The organism is Pseudomonas sp. 203-8 (assembly GCF_020708595.1).
Lineage (GTDB): Bacteria > Pseudomonadota > Gammaproteobacteria > Pseudomonadales > Pseudomonadaceae > Pseudomonas > Pseudomonas aeruginosa.
Genome location: NZ_JAJFDF010000012.1, coordinates 132,577 through 150,181 on the forward strand (window position 1 = coordinate 132,577; position 17,605 = coordinate 150,181).

The window sequence follows — 17,605 nt, forward strand, 5'->3', positions numbered from 1 at the left end:
TGGCCGCCATCGCGCAGGATGCACCCAGCCCCCGCGACGAGAGACCGCATGATCGACGACATCCGCTACCTGATCGTATTCGCCAAGATCGCCGAGACCGGCTCCGTCTCCGGCGGCGCCGAGGCGCTGGGCCTGAGCGCCGCGACCGCCAGCCTGCACCTGTCCAGGCTGGAACGGAACCTGGGCCGTGCGCTGCTCTACCGCAACAGCCGCAAGCTGTCGCTGACCCAGGACGGCACGCAGTTGCTGGACACCGCCCGCTCCATGCTGGAACTCTACGAGAAGGGCTTCATCGAGTTCCGCCAGCGCGCCGTCTCGACCCGCAACAGCCTGCGCATCTCGATGCCCGCGGTGTTCGTCAACGGCGACTTCACCCGTCACCTGGCAGCCTTCATCGAGGAGCATCCCGACCTCGACCTCGGCATCGCCTGCGACGACAGCCGCCACGACATCATCGGCGACGGCATCGACATCGCCTTCCGCATCGGCGACCTGCCGGACAGCTCGCTGAAGGCCCGTCACCTGTTCCTGCTGCCGCGCCAGGTAGTGGCGGCACCGGCATTCCTGGCCCGGCACGCGCCGCTGGAACACCCGCGCGACCTGCAGCGGCTGGAATGGATCGGGCTCGGCATGCGCCCCGACAGCCGGCTATTCCGTCATGCGCGGGACGACGAGGAGGTACGCGTCGACTACACCCCGCGGGTGCGCGTCGACAGCGTCGAAGCCTCCTGCCGCCTGGCCCGCCTCGGCGTCGGCCTGGCCGCGCCGCCGACCTACCTGAGCGACGAGCCGATCCGCCGCGGCGAGTTGCGCGCGGTGCTGCCGGAATGGCGCCTGGAGCCGTTGAAGGTGTATGCGGTGTGGCCGCCCAACGTACCCGCCAGCAGCATCGCCTATACCCTCATCAATCGCCTCTACGAGGCCTTCAATCCGGGCTAGCGGCGAGCTGCAGGTAGAGCATGTAGCCAGCGGTCAGCACCAGGGTGCCGCCCATCGCCCGATTGAACAGGCGCACCCGCCGGGGGCTGTCGAGCAGCAGCGCCACGCGGTCACCGAGCAGTGCCCAGGCGGCCAGCGAGAGGTAGCAGACCACCAGGTAGATGGCCATGAAGACCAGCAGCGGCGCGTGCGTGCTCGGGCTGGCGAACAAGGCCACGCCGGAAGCGCAGGCGATCCAGGCCTTGGGATTGAGCCATTGCAGGAGCACGCCCTGGAAGAACCCGGGGACCCCGTTTTCCTCCAGGGCCAGGCGTGGATCCGCGGTGGCGATGCGGTAGCCCACATGAGCGATGAACGCCGCGCCGGCCATCCCCAGGTAGTCGAAGAAGCGCGGGTAGGCCTCGATCGCGCGGACGAACCAGAAGCCGACGAAGGCCAGCAGCAGGACGAAGCCGAGGGTGGCGCCGGTGACGAACGGCAGGGTCCGGCGGAAACCATGGTTGGCGCCGGAAGCGACGATGGTCAGGTTCACCGGACCGGGGGAAATCGACAGGCTCAGGGAGAACGCGCCCATGGCGAGCAGCAGGGCTAGCGGCATGGGTCGAACTCCCCGGTCGGGTTGCGGGCTGGCTGGTGCGGGGCGGGCATGGGTTTCCTCCGTAGGCTCCTGGCGGGGCGCGACCGAACGGGTTGCGCCGCTGCCCGGAACGCTACAGGGAAAGCCCACCGGCATTAACGGGGCAAGGCTCAAGGCTGGTTTTGATTTTCCGCGCTTGACGACTGCGCCGGCCGCCGGCGCACCTCAGTCGTCCGCCTGGCCCGGCATGCGGATGCCATGCCGGCGCACCCGCCGATACAGGGTCGCTCGCGAGATACCCAGTTCCCGCGCCGCGGCCATGGGTTTCCAGCGATGCCGCACGAGGGCGTCGAGCAGGGCGTCGCGCTCCGGACCGCCGCCGCTCTCGCACGCACTGGCCGGTGTCCGGCCTTCGCCACGCAGCTCTGCCGGAAGGTCGGCGAGTTGCAGGGTGGCGCCGCCGCACAGCGCGCAGGCGTAGCGCAACACATGCCGCAACTGGCGGACATTGCCCGGCCAGCGATAGCCGAGCAGGCATTCCAGGGCTGCCTCGCCGAGTTCGATGCGTACGCCGCAGTGCGCGGTTTCCTCGTCGAGGATGCGCCGGATCAGCGCCAGCCGGTCGCTGCGTTCGCGTAGCGGCGGCAGTTCGAAGCGGGCGCCGCCGAGGCGGAAGTAGAGATCCTCGCGGAAGCCGCCGGCCGCCACCAGCGCCGCCAGGTCGCGGTGGGTGGCGCAGATCACCTGGATATCCACAGCCTGCCGGCGCGCAGCCCCCAGCGGCGCCACCTCGCCCTCGGCCAGCACGCGCAGCAGGCGGGTCTGCAGGCCCAGCGGCATGTCACCGATCTCGTCGAGGAACAGGGTACCGCCATCGGCCTGCTGCAGCAGGCCGCGCATCCCTTTCGCCGCCGCGCCGGTAAAGGCTCCGCCAACGTAGCCGAACAGCTCGCTCTCGATCAGGCTTTCGGGAATCGCCGCGCAGTTGAGCGCGACGAAGGGTTTGTCGCGACGGGCGCTGGCCTGGTGCAACTGGCGGGCGAAAACCTCCTTGCCGGCACCGGTCTCGCCCTGGATCAGCACCGGCAGGTTGCGGTCCTTGACCCGCACCGCCAGGCGCAGGCTTTCGGCGATGCGCGGGTCGAGCGCAGCGTCGTCGGGCACCTCGCGCTCCAGCCGCCGCGCCTTGGCCCGCGGCGCGCTGAGACGCACGTGCAGCTCGCCGGCCTGGCCGCGCAGCAGGCACGGCGCCTGGTCGGCGGCGGCGTGCAGGGCGTCGAGGTCGAACACCTCGCCGATGTGGCTCGGCACCTGCCCCAGGCGCTGCCGCAGGTAGTGCCGCGCCGCCGGGTTCAACGCCAGCAGGCGCCCATCGGCGTCCCAGGCGAACAGATAGTCCGGCTGGCTGTCGACGTAGCCCGGCGCACGGTGCGCGCGCAGCACCCAATGGCCCTGGGCGCTGTGCATGAAGAAGGCGTTCTCGATCTCCCGCGCGCTCTGCGCCACCATCTGCCGGATCAGATGCTGGCTGCGGCGGTCGTCCGGCGATTGCACGGCGGAAACGTCGAGCACACCGAGCAACTCGCCCTGCGGATCGAAGACCGGCGCCGCGGAACAGGTCAGGTCGATGAAGGCGGCGCGGAAGTGATCGCGCTTGTGCACCGTCACCGCAGTCCTGTCGGTGAGTACGGCGGCCACCCCGCAGGTGCCCTCCTCGCCTTCCGACCAGCAGGTGCCGAGGTACAGCCCGGCCTTGCGGCAGTCGTTGCGGATGGTCGACTCGACACGGTAGTCGATGGTCCGCCCCTGGGCATCGGTGAGCAGTACGCAGTAGTCGGCATCGCGCACCCGTCCATGCAGTCGCGCCACCTCTTCGCTGGCGATGCGCAGGAACAGTTCGGAACGCTCGCGACATTCGTCGAGGAGGGTCTGCGAGAGAATCCGCGGCCCTTGCAGGGACCCCGGGTCGAGACGGTGCTGCTCCATGGAGCGGCGCCAGGAGTCGAGGATCGGCGTCGGCACCGGCGCCTGCGGCAGGCGCGCGGCGTTCCTCAGGACACGGCTGACACAGTCCACATGGTCCTTCGAGTGTGCGGAAAGCATGGGGCCTCCGTTGCTCGGCATCTTGTTGTTGTGCCGCCCATTAAGCGCCCATCGGCGACCCTCGACAAGCGCCGGGCCGCCACAGCCGACGACTGAGACGGAGCGTCTCAGCGTCTCGCCGGGAACCCGTGCGCGATGACATGGGTTGTCTCGCCGGACGTCGCCCCGGCGGTCGCCGGCCTTCCCATGCCGGCGCTCTACGACGGGACTTCCGGCCGCCACACCGCAACCTGGCATCGGCCTTGCTCCAGCCACGGCGACGGCAGGGCGGACTGTCCGCTCCTCCCAACGCCCTGCCGCATACACCTACAAGAACAATCAGAGGTGAAGCATGCACGCTACGTCGTCCGACGATTTCTCCCTGTCTTCCCGGGTCGCGCTGGTGACCGGCGCCGGACGCGGCATCGGCCGGGGCATCGCCCTCGCCCTGGCGCGCGCCGGCGCCGACGTGGCGGTGGCCGACCTCGATCCGCAGGTCGCCGAGGAAACCGCCGCCGCGATCCGCAGCCTCGGTCGCCGCAGCCTGGCCCTTGGGGTCGACGTCAGCGACGGCGACAGCGTCCGGGCGATGGTCGAGCGGGTCGCCACGGAGTTCGGCCGGCTCGACGTGGCGGTGAACAATGCCGGGGTGATCAGCATCCGCAAGGTCGCCGAACTCAGCCTCGCCGACTGGGACCGGGTGATGAACGTCAACGCCCGCGGCGTGTTCCTCTGCTGCCAGGCCGAACTGCCGCTGATGCAGGCGCAGCGCTGGGGGCGGATCGTCAACCTGTCATCGATCGCCGGCAAGGTCGGTCTCCCCGACCTCGCCCACTACTGTGCCTCGAAGTTTGCCGTGATCGGTTTCAGCAATGCCCTGGCCAAGGAGGTCGCGCGCGACGGGGTGACGGTCAACGCGCTCTGCCCGGGAATCGTCGGCACCGGAATGTGGCGCGGCGAGGACGGCTTGTCGGGCCGCTGGCGGCAGGCCGGCGAAAGCGAGGCGCAGTCCTGGGAACGCCACCAGGCCAGCCTGCTGCCCCAGGGCGAGGCGCAGACCGTCGAAGACATGGGCCAGCTCGTCGTCTACCTGGCCTGCGCGCCGCACGTCACCGGCCAGGCCATCGCCGTCGACGGCGGATTCTCGCTATGACCCCGCCCTCGCCGATCGTCGGCATCATCGCCAACCCGGCCTCCGGTCGCGACCTGCGTCGCCTCACCGCCCATGCCGGGCTGCACTCCAGCACCGACAAGGCATCGGTGGTGCAACGCCTGCTCGCCGCCTTCGGCGCCACTGGCATCCGCCATGCGTTGCTGCCGCCGGACATGACCGGCATCGCCGCCGCCGTGCTCCGGGCCAGCCAGACCCGCCAGGCCCGCGACGGCCACTGGCCGTTCCTGGAGTTCCTCGACATGCCGCTGCGCCAGAGCGTCGAGGATACCCGCCTGGCGGCGCGGCGCATGGTCGAGCGCGGCGTGGCGCTGATCGCCGTGCTCGGCGGCGACGGCACGCACAAGGCAGTGGCCGCCGAGGTCGGCGACGTCCCCCTGCTGGCGCTGTCCACCGGGACCAACAACGCCTTCCCGGAGCTGCGCGAAGCCACTGGCGCGGGGCTCGCCGGCGGCCTCTGCGCCAGCAACCGGGTGCCGCCGGAGATCGGCCTGCGACGCAACAAGCGCCTGCTGGTGCGCGAGCCGCGCCGCGGGCTCTGCGAGTGGGCGCTGGTGGACGTCGCGGTGTCGCCGCAGCCGTTCATCGGCGCCCGCGCCATCAGTCGCGCCGAAGACCTCGCCGAAGTCTTCGTCAGCTTCGCCGAACCCCACGCCATCGGCCTTTCGGCGCTTTGCGGACTGTGGTCGCCGGTGAGCCGCGAGGAGCCCCACGGCGCCTGGATGCGCCTGCATCCGGACGCCCGCGAGAGCCTGCTGGTGCCGCTGGCGCCGGGCCTGCTGGTGGGCTGCGGGGTCTCTGCCGCCGGCTACCTGCAACCCGGCGTGGCCCACGCACCGAGCCTGTCCAGCGGGACCCTGGCGCTGGACGGAGAGCGCGAGATCGAGTTCAGCGCCACCGACCGCCCGAGCATCACCCTCGACCCTTCCGGCCCGTTCAGCGTCGATGTGCCGGCCACCCTCGCCTACGCCGCCCGCCATCGCCTGCTGGCCGGCCAGCGAACCCCGATGACCCCGTGAAGACAACCTGGAGAACAACAAGATGTCCACTCTGAGCACCGACCAACTGCTCCATGCCTACCGCGTGATGCGCACCATCCGCGCCTTCGAGGAACGCCTGCACGTCGAGTTCGCCACGGGCGAGATACCCGGCTTCGTCCACCTCTACGCCGGCGAGGAAGCCTCCGCCGCCGGCGTGATGGCGCACCTGCGCGACGACGACTGCATCGCCTCCACCCATCGCGGCCACGGCCACTGCATCGCCAAGGGCGTAGACGTGCACGGCATGATGGCGGAAATCTATGGCAAGAAGACCGGGGTCTGCCAGGGCAAGGGCGGCTCCATGCATATCGCCGACCTGGAGAAAGGCATGCTCGGCGCCAACGGAATCGTCGGCGCCGGCGCGCCGCTGGCCGCCGGCGCCGCGCTGGCGGCCAAGCTGAAAGGCAGCGATGCGGTGGCGGTGGCCTTCTTCGGCGATGGCGGCTCCAACGAAGGCGCGGTGTTCGAGGCGATGAACCTGGCCGCGGTGTGGAACCTGCCGTGCCTGTTCGTCGCCGAGAACAACGGCTATGCCGAGGCCACCGCGGCCAACTGGTCGGTGGCCTGCGACCACATCGCCGACCGCGCCGCCGGTTTCGGCATGCCCGGGGTGACCGTCGACGGCTTCGACTTCTTCGCCGTCCACGAGGCTGCCGGCGCCGCCATCGAGCGCGCCCGCGCCGGCGAGGGGCCGTCGCTGATCGAAGTCAAGCTGACCCGCTACTACGGACACTTCGAGGGCGACGCACAGACCTACCGCGATCCCGACGAAGTAAAGCACTACCGGGAAACCCGCGACTGCCTCAAGCAGTTCCGCGAACGCACCTGCCACGCCGGCCTGCTCTCCGCCAGCGACCTGGACGCCATCGACGCCGAGGTCGAGGCGCGCATCGAGGATGCCGTGCAGCGCGCGAAGAACGATCCCAAGCCGGAGCCGGACGACCTGCTGCGCGACGTCTACGTGTCCTATCCCTGAGCCGCCCGAAAACAAGAACGAGGAGAACCATCATGGCGAGAAAGATCAGCTACCAGCAGGCCATCAACGAGGCGCTGGCCCAGGAAATGCGCCGCGACCCGAGCGTCTTCATCATGGGCGAAGACAATGCCGGCGGCGCCGGCGCGCCCGGCGAGGACGACGCCTGGGGCGGCGTGCTGGGGGTCACCAAGGGCCTCTACCACCAGTTCCCCGGCCGTGTGCTGGATACCCCGTTGTCAGAGATCGGCTATGTCGGCGCCGCGGTCGGCGCCGCCACCCGCGGCATGCGCCCGGTGTGCGAACTGATGTTCGTCGACTTCGCCGGTTGCTGCCTGGACCAGATCCTCAACCAGGCCGCCAAGTTCCGCTACATGTTCGGCGGCAAGGCGGTCACCCCGCTGGTGATCCGTACCATGGTCGGCGCCGGCCTGCGCGCCGCCGCCCAGCATTCGCAGATGCTCACTTCGCTATGGACCCACATCCCCGGCCTCAAGGTGGTCTGCCCGTCGTCGCCCTACGACGCCAAGGGCCTGCTGGTCCAGGCGATCCGCGACAACGACCCGGTGATCTTCTGCGAGCACAAGCTGCTCTATTCGATGCAGGGCGAGGTACCCGAGGAGCTGTACAGCGTACCCTTCGGCGAGGCGAACTTCCTCCGCGACGGCGACGACGTCACCCTGGTGACCTACGGCCGCATGGTCCACCTGGCGCTGGACGCCGCCGCCAGCCTGGCGCGCCAGGGCATCTCCTGCGAAGTACTGGACCTGCGCAGCACCAGCCCGCTGGACGAGGACAGCATTCTCGAAAGCGTGGAAAAGACCGGCCGCCTGGTGGTGGTCGACGAAGCCAACCCACGCTGCTCGATGGCCACCGACATCGCCGCGCTGGTCGCCGAACGGGCCTTCTCCGCGCTGCGCGCGCCGATCCGCCGGGTCACCGCGCCCCATACGCCGGTGCCTTTCTCCGACGCCCTGGAAGACCTCTACATCCCCGACGCGGCGAAGATCGAGGCAGCCGTGCGCCAGGCCCTGGAAGGGAGGGACGCGGCATGAGCCGGATCCATACACTGACCATGCCCAAGTGGGGCCTGTCGATGACCGAGGGTCGGGTGGACGCCTGGCTCAAGGAAGAGGGCGCGCATATCGAGAAAGGCGACGAGGTGCTCGACGTGGAGACCGACAAGATCTCCAGCAGCGTCGAGGCGCCCTTCTCGGGCGTGCTGCGGCGCAAGGTGGCGCGCGAGGACGAGACCCTGGCGGTCGGCGCGCTGCTCGGCGTGGTGGTCGAGGGCGAGGCGAGCGACGAGGAGATCGACGCACTGATGCAACGCTTCCAGGCCGAATTCGTACCCGCCGACGAGGACGCTGGGGATAGCGGACCGGCACCGCGGAAAGTCGAGCTGGACGGGCGCCTCCTGCGCTATTTCGACCGCGGCGAGGGCGATCCGGCGCTACTGCTGATCCACGGTTTCGGTGGCGACCTGAACAACTGGTTGTTCAACCACGAGGCGCTGGCCGCCGAGCGGCGGGTGATCGCTCTAGACCTGCCGGGCCACGGCGAGTCCGGCAAGGCCCTGGTGCGCGGCGACCTCGATGAACTCAGCGGCAGCGTGCTGGCCCTGCTCGACCACCTCGACCTGGAACAGGTACACCTGGCCGGTCACTCCATGGGGGGAGCGGTGGCGCTGAACTGCGCGCGCCTGGCGCCGCAGCGGGTGCTGTCGCTGAGCCTGATCGGCAGCGCCGGCCTCGGCGAGGAGATCAACGGCGACTACCTGCGCGGCTTCGTCGAGGCGGCCAACCGCAACGCGTTGAAGCCGCAACTGGTGCAGTTGTTCTCCGACCCCGCGCTGGTCACCCGGCAGATGCTCGAGGACATGCTCCGCTACAAGCGCCTGGAAGGCGTCGATGCGGCCCTGCGCCAGTTGCTGGACAACCTGTTCGCCGACGGTCGCCAGCGCAACGACCTGCGTGCCGTGGCGAGCGAGGGCCGCCAGCCGGTCCTGGCGATCTGGGGCAGCGATGACGCGATCATCCCGGCGCGGCATGCCGAGGGCCTGCCAGCCCAGGTGGAGATCATTCCCGGACAGGCGCACATGGTGCAGATGGAAGCCGCCGAGCAGGTCAACCGCCTGCTGCTCGACTTCCTCCGCCAGCATTGAGGAGACGACCGACATGAACAGTTCCCCGCAAGCCAACGCGGCGATGCGCGCCGCCGTCTGGCACGGCCGCCACGATATCCGCGTGGAAGACGTGCCGCTCCCGGCCGAGCCGCCGCCCGGCTGGGTGCAGATCCGCGTGCACTGGTGCGGCATCTGCGGCTCCGACCTGCACGAATACCTGGCCGGCCCGGTATTCATCCCCGTGGAGGCGCCGCACCCGCTCACCGGCCTCAAGGATCAATGCATCCTCGGCCACGAGTTCAGCGGCGAAATCGTCCGCCTCGGCAACGGCGTGACCGGCTTCGCCGTCGGCCAGGCGGTCGCCGCAGACGCCTGCCAGCATTGCGGCACCTGCTACTACTGCCGGCATGGGCTGTACAACATCTGCGAGAACCTGGCCTTCACCGGGCTGATGAACAACGGCGCCTTCGCCGAATACGTCAACGTACCGGCCAACCTGCTCTACGCCCTGCCGGCCGGATTTCCCAGCGAGGCCGGCGCGCTGATCGAGCCGCTGGCGGTGGGCATGCACGCGGTGAAGAAGGCCGGCAGCCTGCTCGGGCAGAACGTGGTGGTGGTCGGCGCCGGCACCATCGGCCTGAGCACCATCATGTGCGCGCGCGCCGCCGGCGCGGCACAGGTGATCGCCCTGGAGATGTCCTCGGCGCGCAAGGCCAAGGCCCTGGAGGTCGGCGCCAGCCAGGTGCTCGACCCCTCGCGGTGCGACGCCCTAGGCGAAATCCGCGCCCTCACCGGCGGGCTTGGCGCCGACGTCAGCTTCGAATGCATCGGCAACAAGCACACCGCCAAGCTGGCCATCGATGCCATCCGCAAGGCCGGCAAATGCGTGCTTGTGGGAATCTTCGAGGAGCCCAGTGAATTCAATTTCTTCGAGCTGGTTTCCACCGAGAAGCAGTTGCTCGGGGCCCTCGCCTACAACGGCGAGTTCGCCGACGTGATCGCCTTCATAGCCGACGGCCGCCTCGACATCGCACCGCTGGTGACCGGTCGCATCGGCCTGGAAGAAATCGTCGAGCGCGGTTTCGAAGAGTTGGTGAACAACAAGGAGCACAACGTGAAGATCATCGTCTCGCCGGGCGGCTGACGCTTCAGCCCTTGTCGCGCTTGCGACACAGCCCCGCGGCCGGCGGGGCTTGCTTTACGAAACGCAGAGACGCGGGCGGAGGCTCAGAACCACTTGTCGTTGCGCTTGCGCCGCACCCTCAGCAGCGACGGCAGGATCAGCCCGGCGAACAGGCCGGCGCCGGCGATGCTGCCGCCGTAGACCATGTAGCGCATCAGCACCTGCTTGTTCTCGTCGCCCAGTTGCGCCTGCACCGCACGCAGGTCGGAGCGGGCCTTGCCGAGCTCGGCGTCCAGGTTGCTGCGCGCCGCCTGCAATTCGTCGATCAACTTCTTGCGCGTGTCGAGGGTTTCCTGCATGCCCTGCACGCGGGTCTTCCAGGTGTCGTTGATGCCGTCCAGCTCGGCGGTCAGGGCGGCCACCTTCTGTTCCAGTTGCGGCAGGCGCTCGGCCTGGCCGGGAACCTCCTGCAAGTCGCGGCTGGGAATCCACACGGTGCTGCCGTTCTCGCCGCGCACCTGGCTGTAGTTGCCCTGGGTGCCAAGCAGCTCGACCTTCTGCCCGGAGGTGAGGGTGCCGACGATGCGATAGCCATCGGTGGGGCCGCTGCGCACGAAAGTGGTCAGGCTGTCGCTCACCCAGCGCGCGTTGCCGGTCGCCTCCTCGGCCTGCGCCGGGGCGCCGGCCGCCAGCAGGCCGCCGAGCAGGCAGGCTCCGATGACACGGTTCTGGAACGGGGAAAGAGCGGCGGGGATGCGACGGGATAGGGACATGGCAATCTTCACATGGCGAGAGAACGAAACCCGCAAAGGGGAGCGAAAAAGCCGGCCAGTCGAATTGTTATGGACAAGCGCGCGACCGGGGCGGGGCTACCGCATGGCCAAGGGCCATGCGCCCGGCCCGGTTGGGCCGACGGCTGACAGACAGCGCTCGGGGCGATTGAGTTCACTCGTTTCCGCAGGAATGGATGGATGGTTGTAACAGCAGAATGCCAGGCCTGCCGACGGCCAGCGCTGCCCAGGCTGCGACCTGTCCGGATGATCCCCGGGGTACGACGGTATCTACGCCAAGGCAGAGGCTCCCTCGCCTGTACCACGCCCCACCGGTCGGATGGCGTGCTGCGATACAGCGGGCCCGTCAGGCGGCCAACCGCAGGCAGTCACTCGCTCGCCATCGCCGCCAGGACGCGGCCGTCGCCGGCCCTTTCCATCATTCCTCTGCCAGGTGCCCGGCGAAGGTAGTGGCGCTGTAGCGCTCGCGGAACAGCCCCTTCTCCACCAGGCGCGGCACCACCTGTTCGAGGAACAGCCGCAGCGAGCCGACCGAGCCTCCCGGCGCGGCGATGAAACCGTCCATGGCGCCGGCGGCGGCCCAGTCGACGATCTGCTCGACGGCATCGTCCACCGTACCGATGACCTGCCAGTGCGCCGCGGAAACCACCTCGGGGCGCAGCAGCAACTGGTCCAGGCGTAACGTCTCGCGCTCGATCAGGCGCCGCAGCAGGTCGGTGTGGGTGCGGCTGCCGGGGTTGGCCACCGGCGGCGGCAGGTCGGCCGCGGAAATCGGCCGGTCCAGCGGCCAGTCGCTGAGGTCGAGGCCGAGCATCTGCCTGATCGTGGCGAACTTGCGCGCGCGGTCCAGGCGCGCGTGGGTCTGCATGAAGATTTCCCGCGCCTCCTCGCGGCTCTCCGCCAGGTACAGGCTGAAGCCCGGCAGCAGGCGCACGTCGCGCGGCGAGCGACCGTGGCGTTCGGCGCGGCGGGAAAGGTCGCGGCGCAGTTCCAGGGCAGCCTCCTTGTCCGGGGTCGGCGCGAACACCAGGTCGGCCACCGAGGCGGCGAAGTCGCGCCCGCTCTCGGAGGCGCCGGCCTGCACCAGGGGAATCCGCGCCTCGCCGAAGGCCGGCAGGTTGAGCGGTCCCTTGACCTTGAGGAATTCGCCGTCGTGGTCGACCGGGTGCACCCGGGAAACGTCGGCGTAGCGGCCGCTCTCGCGGTCGACCAGGAGTGCCTCGCGGGGGAAGCTGTCCCACAGGTCGTGCACCAGCCGGGTGAACTCGGCGGCGCGCGCGTAGCGCTGCTCCGCATCGGGCATCGCGTCCAGGCCGAAGTTCTCGTGGCCCTGCAGCGCGGTGACGATGTTCCAGCCGGCGCGGCCGTTGCTGATCCAGTGCAGCGATTGCAACTGCCGGGCCACCACGTAGGGCGGATAGAACGTGGTGGAGACCGTCGACACCAGGCCGATCCGCGAGGTTTCGCGGGCGACCGCGGCAAGCAGTACGGTGGGATCCAGGCTGGCGAAGCCGGAGCCGGTCTCCAGCACGTCCAGTGGCAGGCTGCTGACGTCCGGGCGAAACACGAAGTCGAGGTGGGCGGCTTCGGAGCGCCTGGCGATGTCGACGGCGAAATCGCTGCCGAAGATGCCTTCGATATTGCTGTCGGGGCGCCGCCAGGCATCGCCGCTGAGCCAGGTGGGGGCCAGCGACATGCCGATGTGCAGGCGTTTCGGGGTACTCATCGTGCCAATCTCCTGTATGGGCTCTGGGGCTGGGCCGGCCCTGCGCGGGGCCGGCTTCTCGGGGCGCCTAGAAGGTGCCCTTGATGCCGATGCCGAGGGTCCGCGGCTGCGTCATGCTCGCCTCGATGCCGCCGATCCCCCGGTTTTCCTGCATGTAGGTGGGCGAGCGGTCGTCGAACACGTTCTTCACGTAGCCATAGAGCTGCAGCTGGTCGTTGAAGCGGTAGCTGGCGCGGGCGTCGGTGAGGGTGTAGGCCTTGATCGAGTAGGCCTTGGTGTTGGCGGTGTCCGAGTAGTAGCCGTCCAGGTAGCGCACCTGGGCGTTCAGGTTGAGGCGCTCGGTGACGTCCCAGCTCGGTCCGAAGCTGAGGGTATAGCCCGGCGAGCGGGCGAACTCGTTGTGCTCGTAGCCGGTATTGCCGGACATCTCGTCGATCCGGGTGCGTAGCACGCCGGCGCTGGCCTTCAGCCGCAGGTCGTCGCGCAGGCGATAGTCGAGGTCCAGCTCCATGCCGTAGGCGTGGGCCTTCTCGGCGTTGATGGTGTACGACTGCGCCACCCCCGGCGAAACCACCACCGGGATGTTGTACTGGGCGTCCTTGAAATCCATGAAGAACAGGTTGCCGTTCAGCAGCAGGCGGCCGTCGAGCAGGCTGGCGCGGGTGAACAGTTCGTAGTTCCAGATGGTTTCTTCCTTGAAGTAGGCCCAGTTGCGGGTGGTCAGGTTGAGCGACACGCCGCCGGGGTTGTAGCCGCGGCTGACCAGGCCGCCGACGGTCCAGTCCGGGGTCGCGGCGAAGGCCAGGGAGACTTTCGGCAGGAAGGCCGAGAAGGTCTTCTGGTAGTCCAGCGGACGCGGCGCCAGCACCGAGTTGCCGCTGCGCTCGATGCGATCCTCCTGGTAGCGCAGGCCGGTGGTCAGGGTCCAGCGGTCGCTCAGGCGGTAGTTCAGCTCGCCGAACACACCGAGGTTCTTCTTCGTGTCGTCGAAGGCCGACAGCCCGCGCAGGTGCAGTGTCTCGTCGGTGCGGGTGCGGGCGTAGTAGACCCCGCCCATGCCACTGATCCGGTCCTCCTGCTCGCCGAAGCTGACCCGCGATTCGTTGGAGGCGTTCTTCTGGCGGATGTCGGCGTCGCCCTCGCCGCCCGCGCCGGTGGTGCGGTGCACCGAGGACAGCGAGTACTGCGCCTGGTTGAACAGGCGGATGCCGTTGTCGAGGTCATAGGCGACGTCGAGGATGCTGGTGTTGGTGTCCTGCTCCCAGCTGGGCATGGTGGTCGAGCGATGGTCGAGCTTGTCGAACGGGCGGGTCGCCGCTTCCTGGGTCGGGCGATTGCTGTCGTTGTGGGAGAAGGTGAACTTGCTCTCCAGGCCCGGAATTCCGCTGGGCAGCCAGAGCAGCTTGGCGCGCGCGTTGAGGGCGCGGAAGTCCTGGTCGGTGCCGCTGTCCTGGAACTTCGGGTTGTCGTAGTCGATGAAGGTGTCGCGACCCGCGTAGTCCACCGCCAGGCGCCCGGCGAAGTCCTGCGCCAGCGGGCCGGACACTGCGATCGAGCTGCGCCGCGAATGGTAGCTGCCGATCTCCGCCTGGTAGGCAGCCTCGGGGCTGAAGGTCGGGTCCTTGGTGTTGACGATGATCGCCCCGGCGATGGCGTTGGCGCCCTGGGAGGTGGTCTGCGGGCCGCGGAACACCTCGATGCTGTCGACGTCCCAGACCGAGGTCGCGCCGAAGAACATCTCGTTGTAGTTCAGGTAGTGGCCATCGAGGTTGATCGTCGCCCGCGGCACTGTGCCGCCCCAGAACACGTTCTGCCCGTTGTTCGGGCCCTGGGTGTCCTGGCCGCGGATGATCGGCGCGCCCACCGAGTCGGTGTAGACCACGTTGGGACTGCCATTGATCACCTCGGCGACCGAGGCGTTGCCGGTCTGCTTGCGGTCGATGTCGCGGGCGCTGGTGAGCGATACCGAGGACGCCGTGTCCTTCAGCGAGCGTTCACGTTTCTCGCCGGTCACGACCAGCGCCTCGAGGGCGGCGGGTTCGTCCTCGGCGGGCGGGTTTTCCCGGGCCAGTGCCGATGGCGAGGCGAGCAGGGTGGACAGCGTGACGACGCCGATTCCCCGGTTGAGCGTGCGGTGCGTGCGGGCGTTCAAGGATCTTCTCCAAATGGGAATGACTCTCTTTTCCATTCAGGCTATCACGCCACCAGATCATTCCTCAATGGGGAATAGATTCCTCATTGCGAAATATTAAATCTCCTACGCCCGTCCCTTCCGCGGCGCCCCACCGCCCCGGGGAATCGGTATCATGGGCGCCGCCCGCGCCACCGCAGCGCGGACCGAAGCCTATGGATCAACCGTGGTGAGGAGACCGAGCCGTTGAATACTTCGCAGCCCCCGGCGGACGAGATGCCGGACGCCCCGGGCGAAAAGCGCTCCGGCACCATCCAGTCGGTGTCCATCGCCGCGCGCTTCCTGAAGACCCTGGCCAACGCCGAAGGCGAACTGGCCCTCGGCGAAGTGGCCCGGCGCACCGGCACCGGCGGCTCCACCGCGCACCGCTACCTGCAGAGCCTGGTGAAGGAAGGCCTGGCCCGCCAGGACCCGCTCAGCGGTCTCTACGACCTCGGGCCGGCGGCGCTGAGCATCGGCATAGGCGCGCTGAAGCGGATCGACGCGGTGGATATCGCCGCCCGCCACATGAAGGCCCTGGCCCAACGGCATGCCGCCAGCGGCGGGGTGGCGATCTGGACCGAGCGCGGCCCGACCCTGGTGCGCTGGTACCGCAGCGCCTATTTCTCGATCAACCCGCTGGCCCTGGGCGATATCCTGCCCATCGACAATACCGCTTGCGGCCTGGTGTTCCAGGCCTTCCTGCCGAAGGCCGTGGTCGACGCCGCGCGCAAGCAGCAACCGGCGCACTTCCGCGGCAGCCCGCCGAGCCGCGCGCTGCTCGACGAGGTGCGTGAGCGCTGCTGGGCCGAACTGACCAGCCACCTGCTGTCGAATGTCACCGGCCAGGCGGCGCCGGTGTTCGACGCCCAGCAGGAGATCGTCTGCGCCATGACCACGGTGACCGATCTCGGCCAGTTGCAGTCGGCGGAAGACCGCGACGCGCTGTTCCACGAGGCGCTGCAGGTCAACCAGTCCACCGGTGGCCTGGTACTCCACCCCGGCATGCGGCCGCCGCCGCGCTGAGCCACCTCAGCCCGGCGCGTCGGCGGCGATCCCGCGCGGCACCAGCAGCGGCGTGCCGCTGACCGGGTCGGCGATGATCAACGAGCGCAAGCCGAACACCTCCTCCACCAGACGCTCGGTGAAGATATGCGCCGGCGCGCCCTCGGCGAGGATCGCGCCGTCACGCATGGCGATCAGGTGCGAGGCATAGCGGCAGGCCTGGTTGAGGTCGTGCAGCACGGCGACGATGGTGCGCCCCTGGCGATTCAGCTCGGCGAGCAGTTCGAGCAATTCGATCTGGTGGACGATATCCAGGTAGGTGGTCGGCTCGTCGAGCAGCAGCAACGGGGTTTCCTGCGCCAGCACCATGGCGATCCACACGCGTTGCCGCTGGCCGCCGGAGAGCGCATCGAGCGGTCGCTCGGCCAGGCCGTCGACCCGCGTGGCGCGTAACGCCGCCGCTACCGCGCGCTCATCCGCCGGCGACCACTGGCGCAGGAACGACTGGTGCGGATAGCGCCCGCGCGCCACCAGCTCGGCCACCGTGATGCCATCCGGCGCCAGCGCGCTCTGCGGCAGCAGGCCGAGACGCCGCGCCACTTCCCGTCCCGGCAGGCTGTGGATATCCCTGCCGTCCAGCACCACCCGGCCCTCGGCCGGCGCCAACAGGCGCGACAATGCCGCCAGCAGGGTCGACTTGCCGCAGGCGTTGGGCCCGACGATCACACTGAACGAACCCTCGGGGATGGCCAGCGAGAGATTCCGCGAAACGGTCCGCGCGTCGCGGCGCAAGGTCACGGCGTCCGCGTGCAGGCGATGGGTCATGGGAGGTTCCTGGATAAGAATGGCTCGAATATGTGGAATCGATTCTACATTATGGAATAGACTGCATGAGAAGCATTATCATATGAATCCGTCCGCCCGGCTTCCCCTACAGCGAAAACAGCCTTCATGCCGACCCGCCGCCGCTCCGCCCTGCCGTTACTCGCCCTCGCCCTGAGCCTGTTCGCCACCCTCGCCGCGGCCGGGGAGCCGAAGCCGGCGCGGATCGTCTCCACCACCCCGAGCGTCACCGGCATCCTACTGGCGATGGACGCACCGCTGGTGGCCAGCGCCGCCACCACGCCAAGTCGCCTGACCGACGCCAAGGGCTTCTTCTCGCAATGGGCGAAGGTCGCCGACCAACGTGGCGTCGAGGTGCTCTACCGCAACCTGCGCTTCGACATCGAAGCGGTGATCGCCCAGGATCCGGACCTGCTGGTCGCCTCCGCCACCGGCGCCGACAGCGCCGCGCCATACCGTGCGGAGCTGGAGGCGCAGGGCGTACCGACGCTGGTGGTCGACTACTCGAAACACAGCTGGCAGGAACTGGCTACCGAGCTGGGCCGGCACACCGGCCTGGAACGCCAGGCGCAGGCCGCCATCCAGCGCTTCGACGCCTACACCGCCGAAGTCGCCGCGGCCATCGCGCCGCCGCAGGGCCCGGTCAGCGTGGTCGGCTACAACATCGCCGGCAGCTATTCCATCGGCCGCCAGGCCAGCCCCCAGGCACGCCTGCTCGAGGCCCTCGGCTTCCAGGTGGCGGAACTGCCGGAGGCGCTGGCGGGCAAGGTGACGCGCGCCTCGGACTTCCAGTTCATCTCGCGGGAAAACCTGCCCGCCGCCATCGCCGGCGACAGCGTGTTCCTGCTCGGCGCCAGCGACGACGACGTGCAGGCGTTCCTCGCCGACCCGGTACTGGCCAACCTGTCGGCGGTCCGCGAAAAGCGCGTGTACGCCCTGGGCCCCAGTTCCTTCCGCATCGACTACTACTCGGGACGGCAGATGATCGACAACGTCGCCCGCCATTTCCGCTGAGCCATGCGCCCGTTCGCCGGAAGTCC

Annotated in this window: 15 protein-coding genes; 9 read left to right on the forward strand and 6 right to left on the reverse strand. The window is 69.0% G+C overall.

All coding sequences use genetic code 11. The features are described 5' to 3' along the window. Positions 1–48: 48 nt before the first annotated feature. Positions 49–939 carry a LysR family transcriptional regulator gene (locus tag LJF27_RS26205; RefSeq protein WP_003093500.1) on the forward strand — a complete coding sequence of 297 codons (891 nt, stop codon included), beginning with the start codon at positions 49–51 and terminating at the stop codon, positions 937–939. On the opposite strand, the gene LJF27_RS26210 is transcribed toward LJF27_RS26205, so the two are convergent. Together LJF27_RS26210 and LJF27_RS26215 are read right to left on the reverse strand one after the other, a co-directional pair. Next, a complete protein-coding gene (locus LJF27_RS26210) occupies positions 926–1,537 on the reverse strand; it encodes a LysE family translocator (protein ID WP_003104796.1) in 612 nt (203 codons plus the stop codon). The genes LJF27_RS26205 and LJF27_RS26210 overlap by 14 nt on opposite strands. A 204-nt stretch (positions 1,538–1,741) precedes the next feature. After that, on the reverse strand, positions 1,742–3,619 hold the full coding sequence (locus LJF27_RS26215; RefSeq protein WP_003104795.1) for a sigma-54-dependent Fis family transcriptional regulator: 1,878 nt from the start codon (positions 3,617–3,619) through the stop codon (positions 1,742–1,744). A gap of 331 nt (positions 3,620–3,950) precedes the next feature. Between LJF27_RS26215 and LJF27_RS26220 the strand changes: the two genes are divergently transcribed. Genes LJF27_RS26220 through LJF27_RS26245 form a run of 6 tightly spaced genes read left to right on the forward strand, consistent with a single transcriptional unit; the run spans position 3,951 to position 10,051 of the window. After that, entirely contained in the window at positions 3,951–4,751 is an 801-nt protein-coding gene (locus LJF27_RS26220; RefSeq protein ID WP_003104791.1) for an SDR family NAD(P)-dependent oxidoreductase, read from the forward strand. Further along, complete coding sequence (locus LJF27_RS26225; protein WP_003112999.1) at positions 4,748–5,788, forward strand: ATP-NAD kinase family protein; 1,041 nt, start codon at positions 4,748–4,750, stop codon at positions 5,786–5,788. Before LJF27_RS26220 ends, LJF27_RS26225 begins: the two co-directional genes overlap by 4 nt. 22 nt (positions 5,789–5,810) lie before the next feature. Then, positions 5,811–6,785 (forward strand): thiamine pyrophosphate-dependent dehydrogenase E1 component subunit alpha, encoded by a 975-nt coding sequence (locus LJF27_RS26230; RefSeq protein ID WP_003093507.1) that lies wholly within the window; start codon positions 5,811–5,813, stop codon positions 6,783–6,785. Positions 6,786–6,817: 32 nt separating this feature from the next. After that, positions 6,818–7,837, forward strand: coding sequence for an alpha-ketoacid dehydrogenase subunit beta (locus LJF27_RS26235; RefSeq protein WP_003104786.1), 1,020 nt, complete (start codon positions 6,818–6,820; stop codon positions 7,835–7,837). Beyond that, entirely contained in the window at positions 7,834–8,946 is a 1,113-nt protein-coding gene (locus LJF27_RS26240) for an acetoin dehydrogenase dihydrolipoyllysine-residue acetyltransferase subunit (RefSeq protein WP_023117180.1), read from the forward strand. The genes LJF27_RS26235 and LJF27_RS26240 overlap by 4 nt, the downstream gene beginning before the upstream one ends. Positions 8,947–8,989: 43 nt before the next feature. Next, positions 8,990–10,051 carry a 2,3-butanediol dehydrogenase gene (locus LJF27_RS26245; RefSeq protein ID WP_003104781.1) on the forward strand — a complete coding sequence of 354 codons (1,062 nt, stop codon included), beginning with the start codon at positions 8,990–8,992 and terminating at the stop codon, positions 10,049–10,051. 83 nt (positions 10,052–10,134) lie between these two features. Here the strand turns inward: LJF27_RS26245 and LJF27_RS26250 are convergent, their stop codons facing one another. The 3 genes from LJF27_RS26250 to LJF27_RS26260 form a co-directional block, all read right to left on the reverse strand. Beyond that, positions 10,135–10,803 carry a TIGR04211 family SH3 domain-containing protein gene (locus tag LJF27_RS26250; protein ID WP_003104779.1) on the reverse strand — a complete coding sequence of 223 codons (669 nt, stop codon included), beginning with the start codon at positions 10,801–10,803 and terminating at the stop codon, positions 10,135–10,137. A 436-nt stretch (positions 10,804–11,239) separates the two neighbouring features. Beyond that, positions 11,240–12,547: an NtaA/DmoA family FMN-dependent monooxygenase gene (locus tag LJF27_RS26255; protein ID WP_003104777.1), complete on the reverse strand. Its 1,308-nt coding sequence runs from the start codon at positions 12,545–12,547 to the stop codon at positions 11,240–11,242. Positions 12,548–12,614: 67 nt separating this feature from the next. After that, positions 12,615–14,699 carry a TonB-dependent receptor gene (locus LJF27_RS26260; protein WP_023117181.1) on the reverse strand — a complete coding sequence of 695 codons (2,085 nt, stop codon included), beginning with the start codon at positions 14,697–14,699 and terminating at the stop codon, positions 12,615–12,617. Positions 14,700–14,954: 255 nt separating this feature from the next. Here LJF27_RS26260 and LJF27_RS26265 point away from each other — a divergent pair, with 255 nt between their 5' ends. Continuing rightward, complete coding sequence (locus tag LJF27_RS26265) at positions 14,955–15,743, forward strand: IclR family transcriptional regulator (protein ID WP_003119004.1); 789 nt, start codon at positions 14,955–14,957, stop codon at positions 15,741–15,743. A gap of 6 nt (positions 15,744–15,749) precedes the next feature. Here the strand turns inward: LJF27_RS26265 and LJF27_RS26270 are convergent, their stop codons facing one another. Further along, a complete protein-coding gene (locus tag LJF27_RS26270) occupies positions 15,750–16,547 on the reverse strand; it encodes an ABC transporter ATP-binding protein (RefSeq protein ID WP_003093530.1) in 798 nt (265 codons plus the stop codon). 126 nt (positions 16,548–16,673) lie between these two features. Here LJF27_RS26270 and fepB point away from each other — a divergent pair, with 126 nt between their 5' ends. After that, on the forward strand, positions 16,674–17,579 hold the full coding sequence (gene fepB / locus LJF27_RS26275; protein ID WP_003093531.1) for a Fe2+-enterobactin ABC transporter substrate-binding protein: 906 nt from the start codon (positions 16,674–16,676) through the stop codon (positions 17,577–17,579). Positions 17,580–17,605: the final 26 nt, after the last annotated feature.

Coding starts and splice junctions, on each gene's coding strand:
- fepB (WP_003093531.1), top strand. CDS start 16,674: ATGCCGACCCGCCGCCGCTCCGCCCTGCCGTTACTCGCCCTCGCCCTG.
- LJF27_RS26220 (WP_003104791.1), top strand. CDS start 3,951: ATGCACGCTACGTCGTCCGACGATTTCTCCCTGTCTTCCCGGGTCGCG.
- LJF27_RS26265 (WP_003119004.1), top strand. CDS start 14,955: ATGCCGGACGCCCCGGGCGAAAAGCGCTCCGGCACCATCCAGTCGGTG.
- LJF27_RS26240 (WP_023117180.1), top strand. CDS start 7,834: ATGAGCCGGATCCATACACTGACCATGCCCAAGTGGGGCCTGTCGATG.
- LJF27_RS26205 (WP_003093500.1), top strand. CDS start 49: ATGATCGACGACATCCGCTACCTGATCGTATTCGCCAAGATCGCCGAG.
- LJF27_RS26235 (WP_003104786.1), top strand. CDS start 6,818: ATGGCGAGAAAGATCAGCTACCAGCAGGCCATCAACGAGGCGCTGGCC.
- LJF27_RS26225 (WP_003112999.1), top strand. CDS start 4,748: ATGACCCCGCCCTCGCCGATCGTCGGCATCATCGCCAACCCGGCCTCC.
- LJF27_RS26250 (WP_003104779.1), bottom strand. CDS start 10,803: ATGTCCCTATCCCGTCGCATCCCCGCCGCTCTTTCCCCGTTCCAGAAC.
- LJF27_RS26270 (WP_003093530.1), bottom strand. CDS start 16,547: ATGACCCATCGCCTGCACGCGGACGCCGTGACCTTGCGCCGCGACGCG.
- LJF27_RS26255 (WP_003104777.1), bottom strand. CDS start 12,547: ATGAGTACCCCGAAACGCCTGCACATCGGCATGTCGCTGGCCCCCACC.
- LJF27_RS26245 (WP_003104781.1), top strand. CDS start 8,990: ATGCGCGCCGCCGTCTGGCACGGCCGCCACGATATCCGCGTGGAAGAC.
- LJF27_RS26230 (WP_003093507.1), top strand. CDS start 5,811: ATGTCCACTCTGAGCACCGACCAACTGCTCCATGCCTACCGCGTGATG.
- LJF27_RS26215 (WP_003104795.1), bottom strand. CDS start 3,619: ATGCTTTCCGCACACTCGAAGGACCATGTGGACTGTGTCAGCCGTGTC.
- LJF27_RS26210 (WP_003104796.1), bottom strand. CDS start 1,537: ATGCCGCTAGCCCTGCTGCTCGCCATGGGCGCGTTCTCCCTGAGCCTG.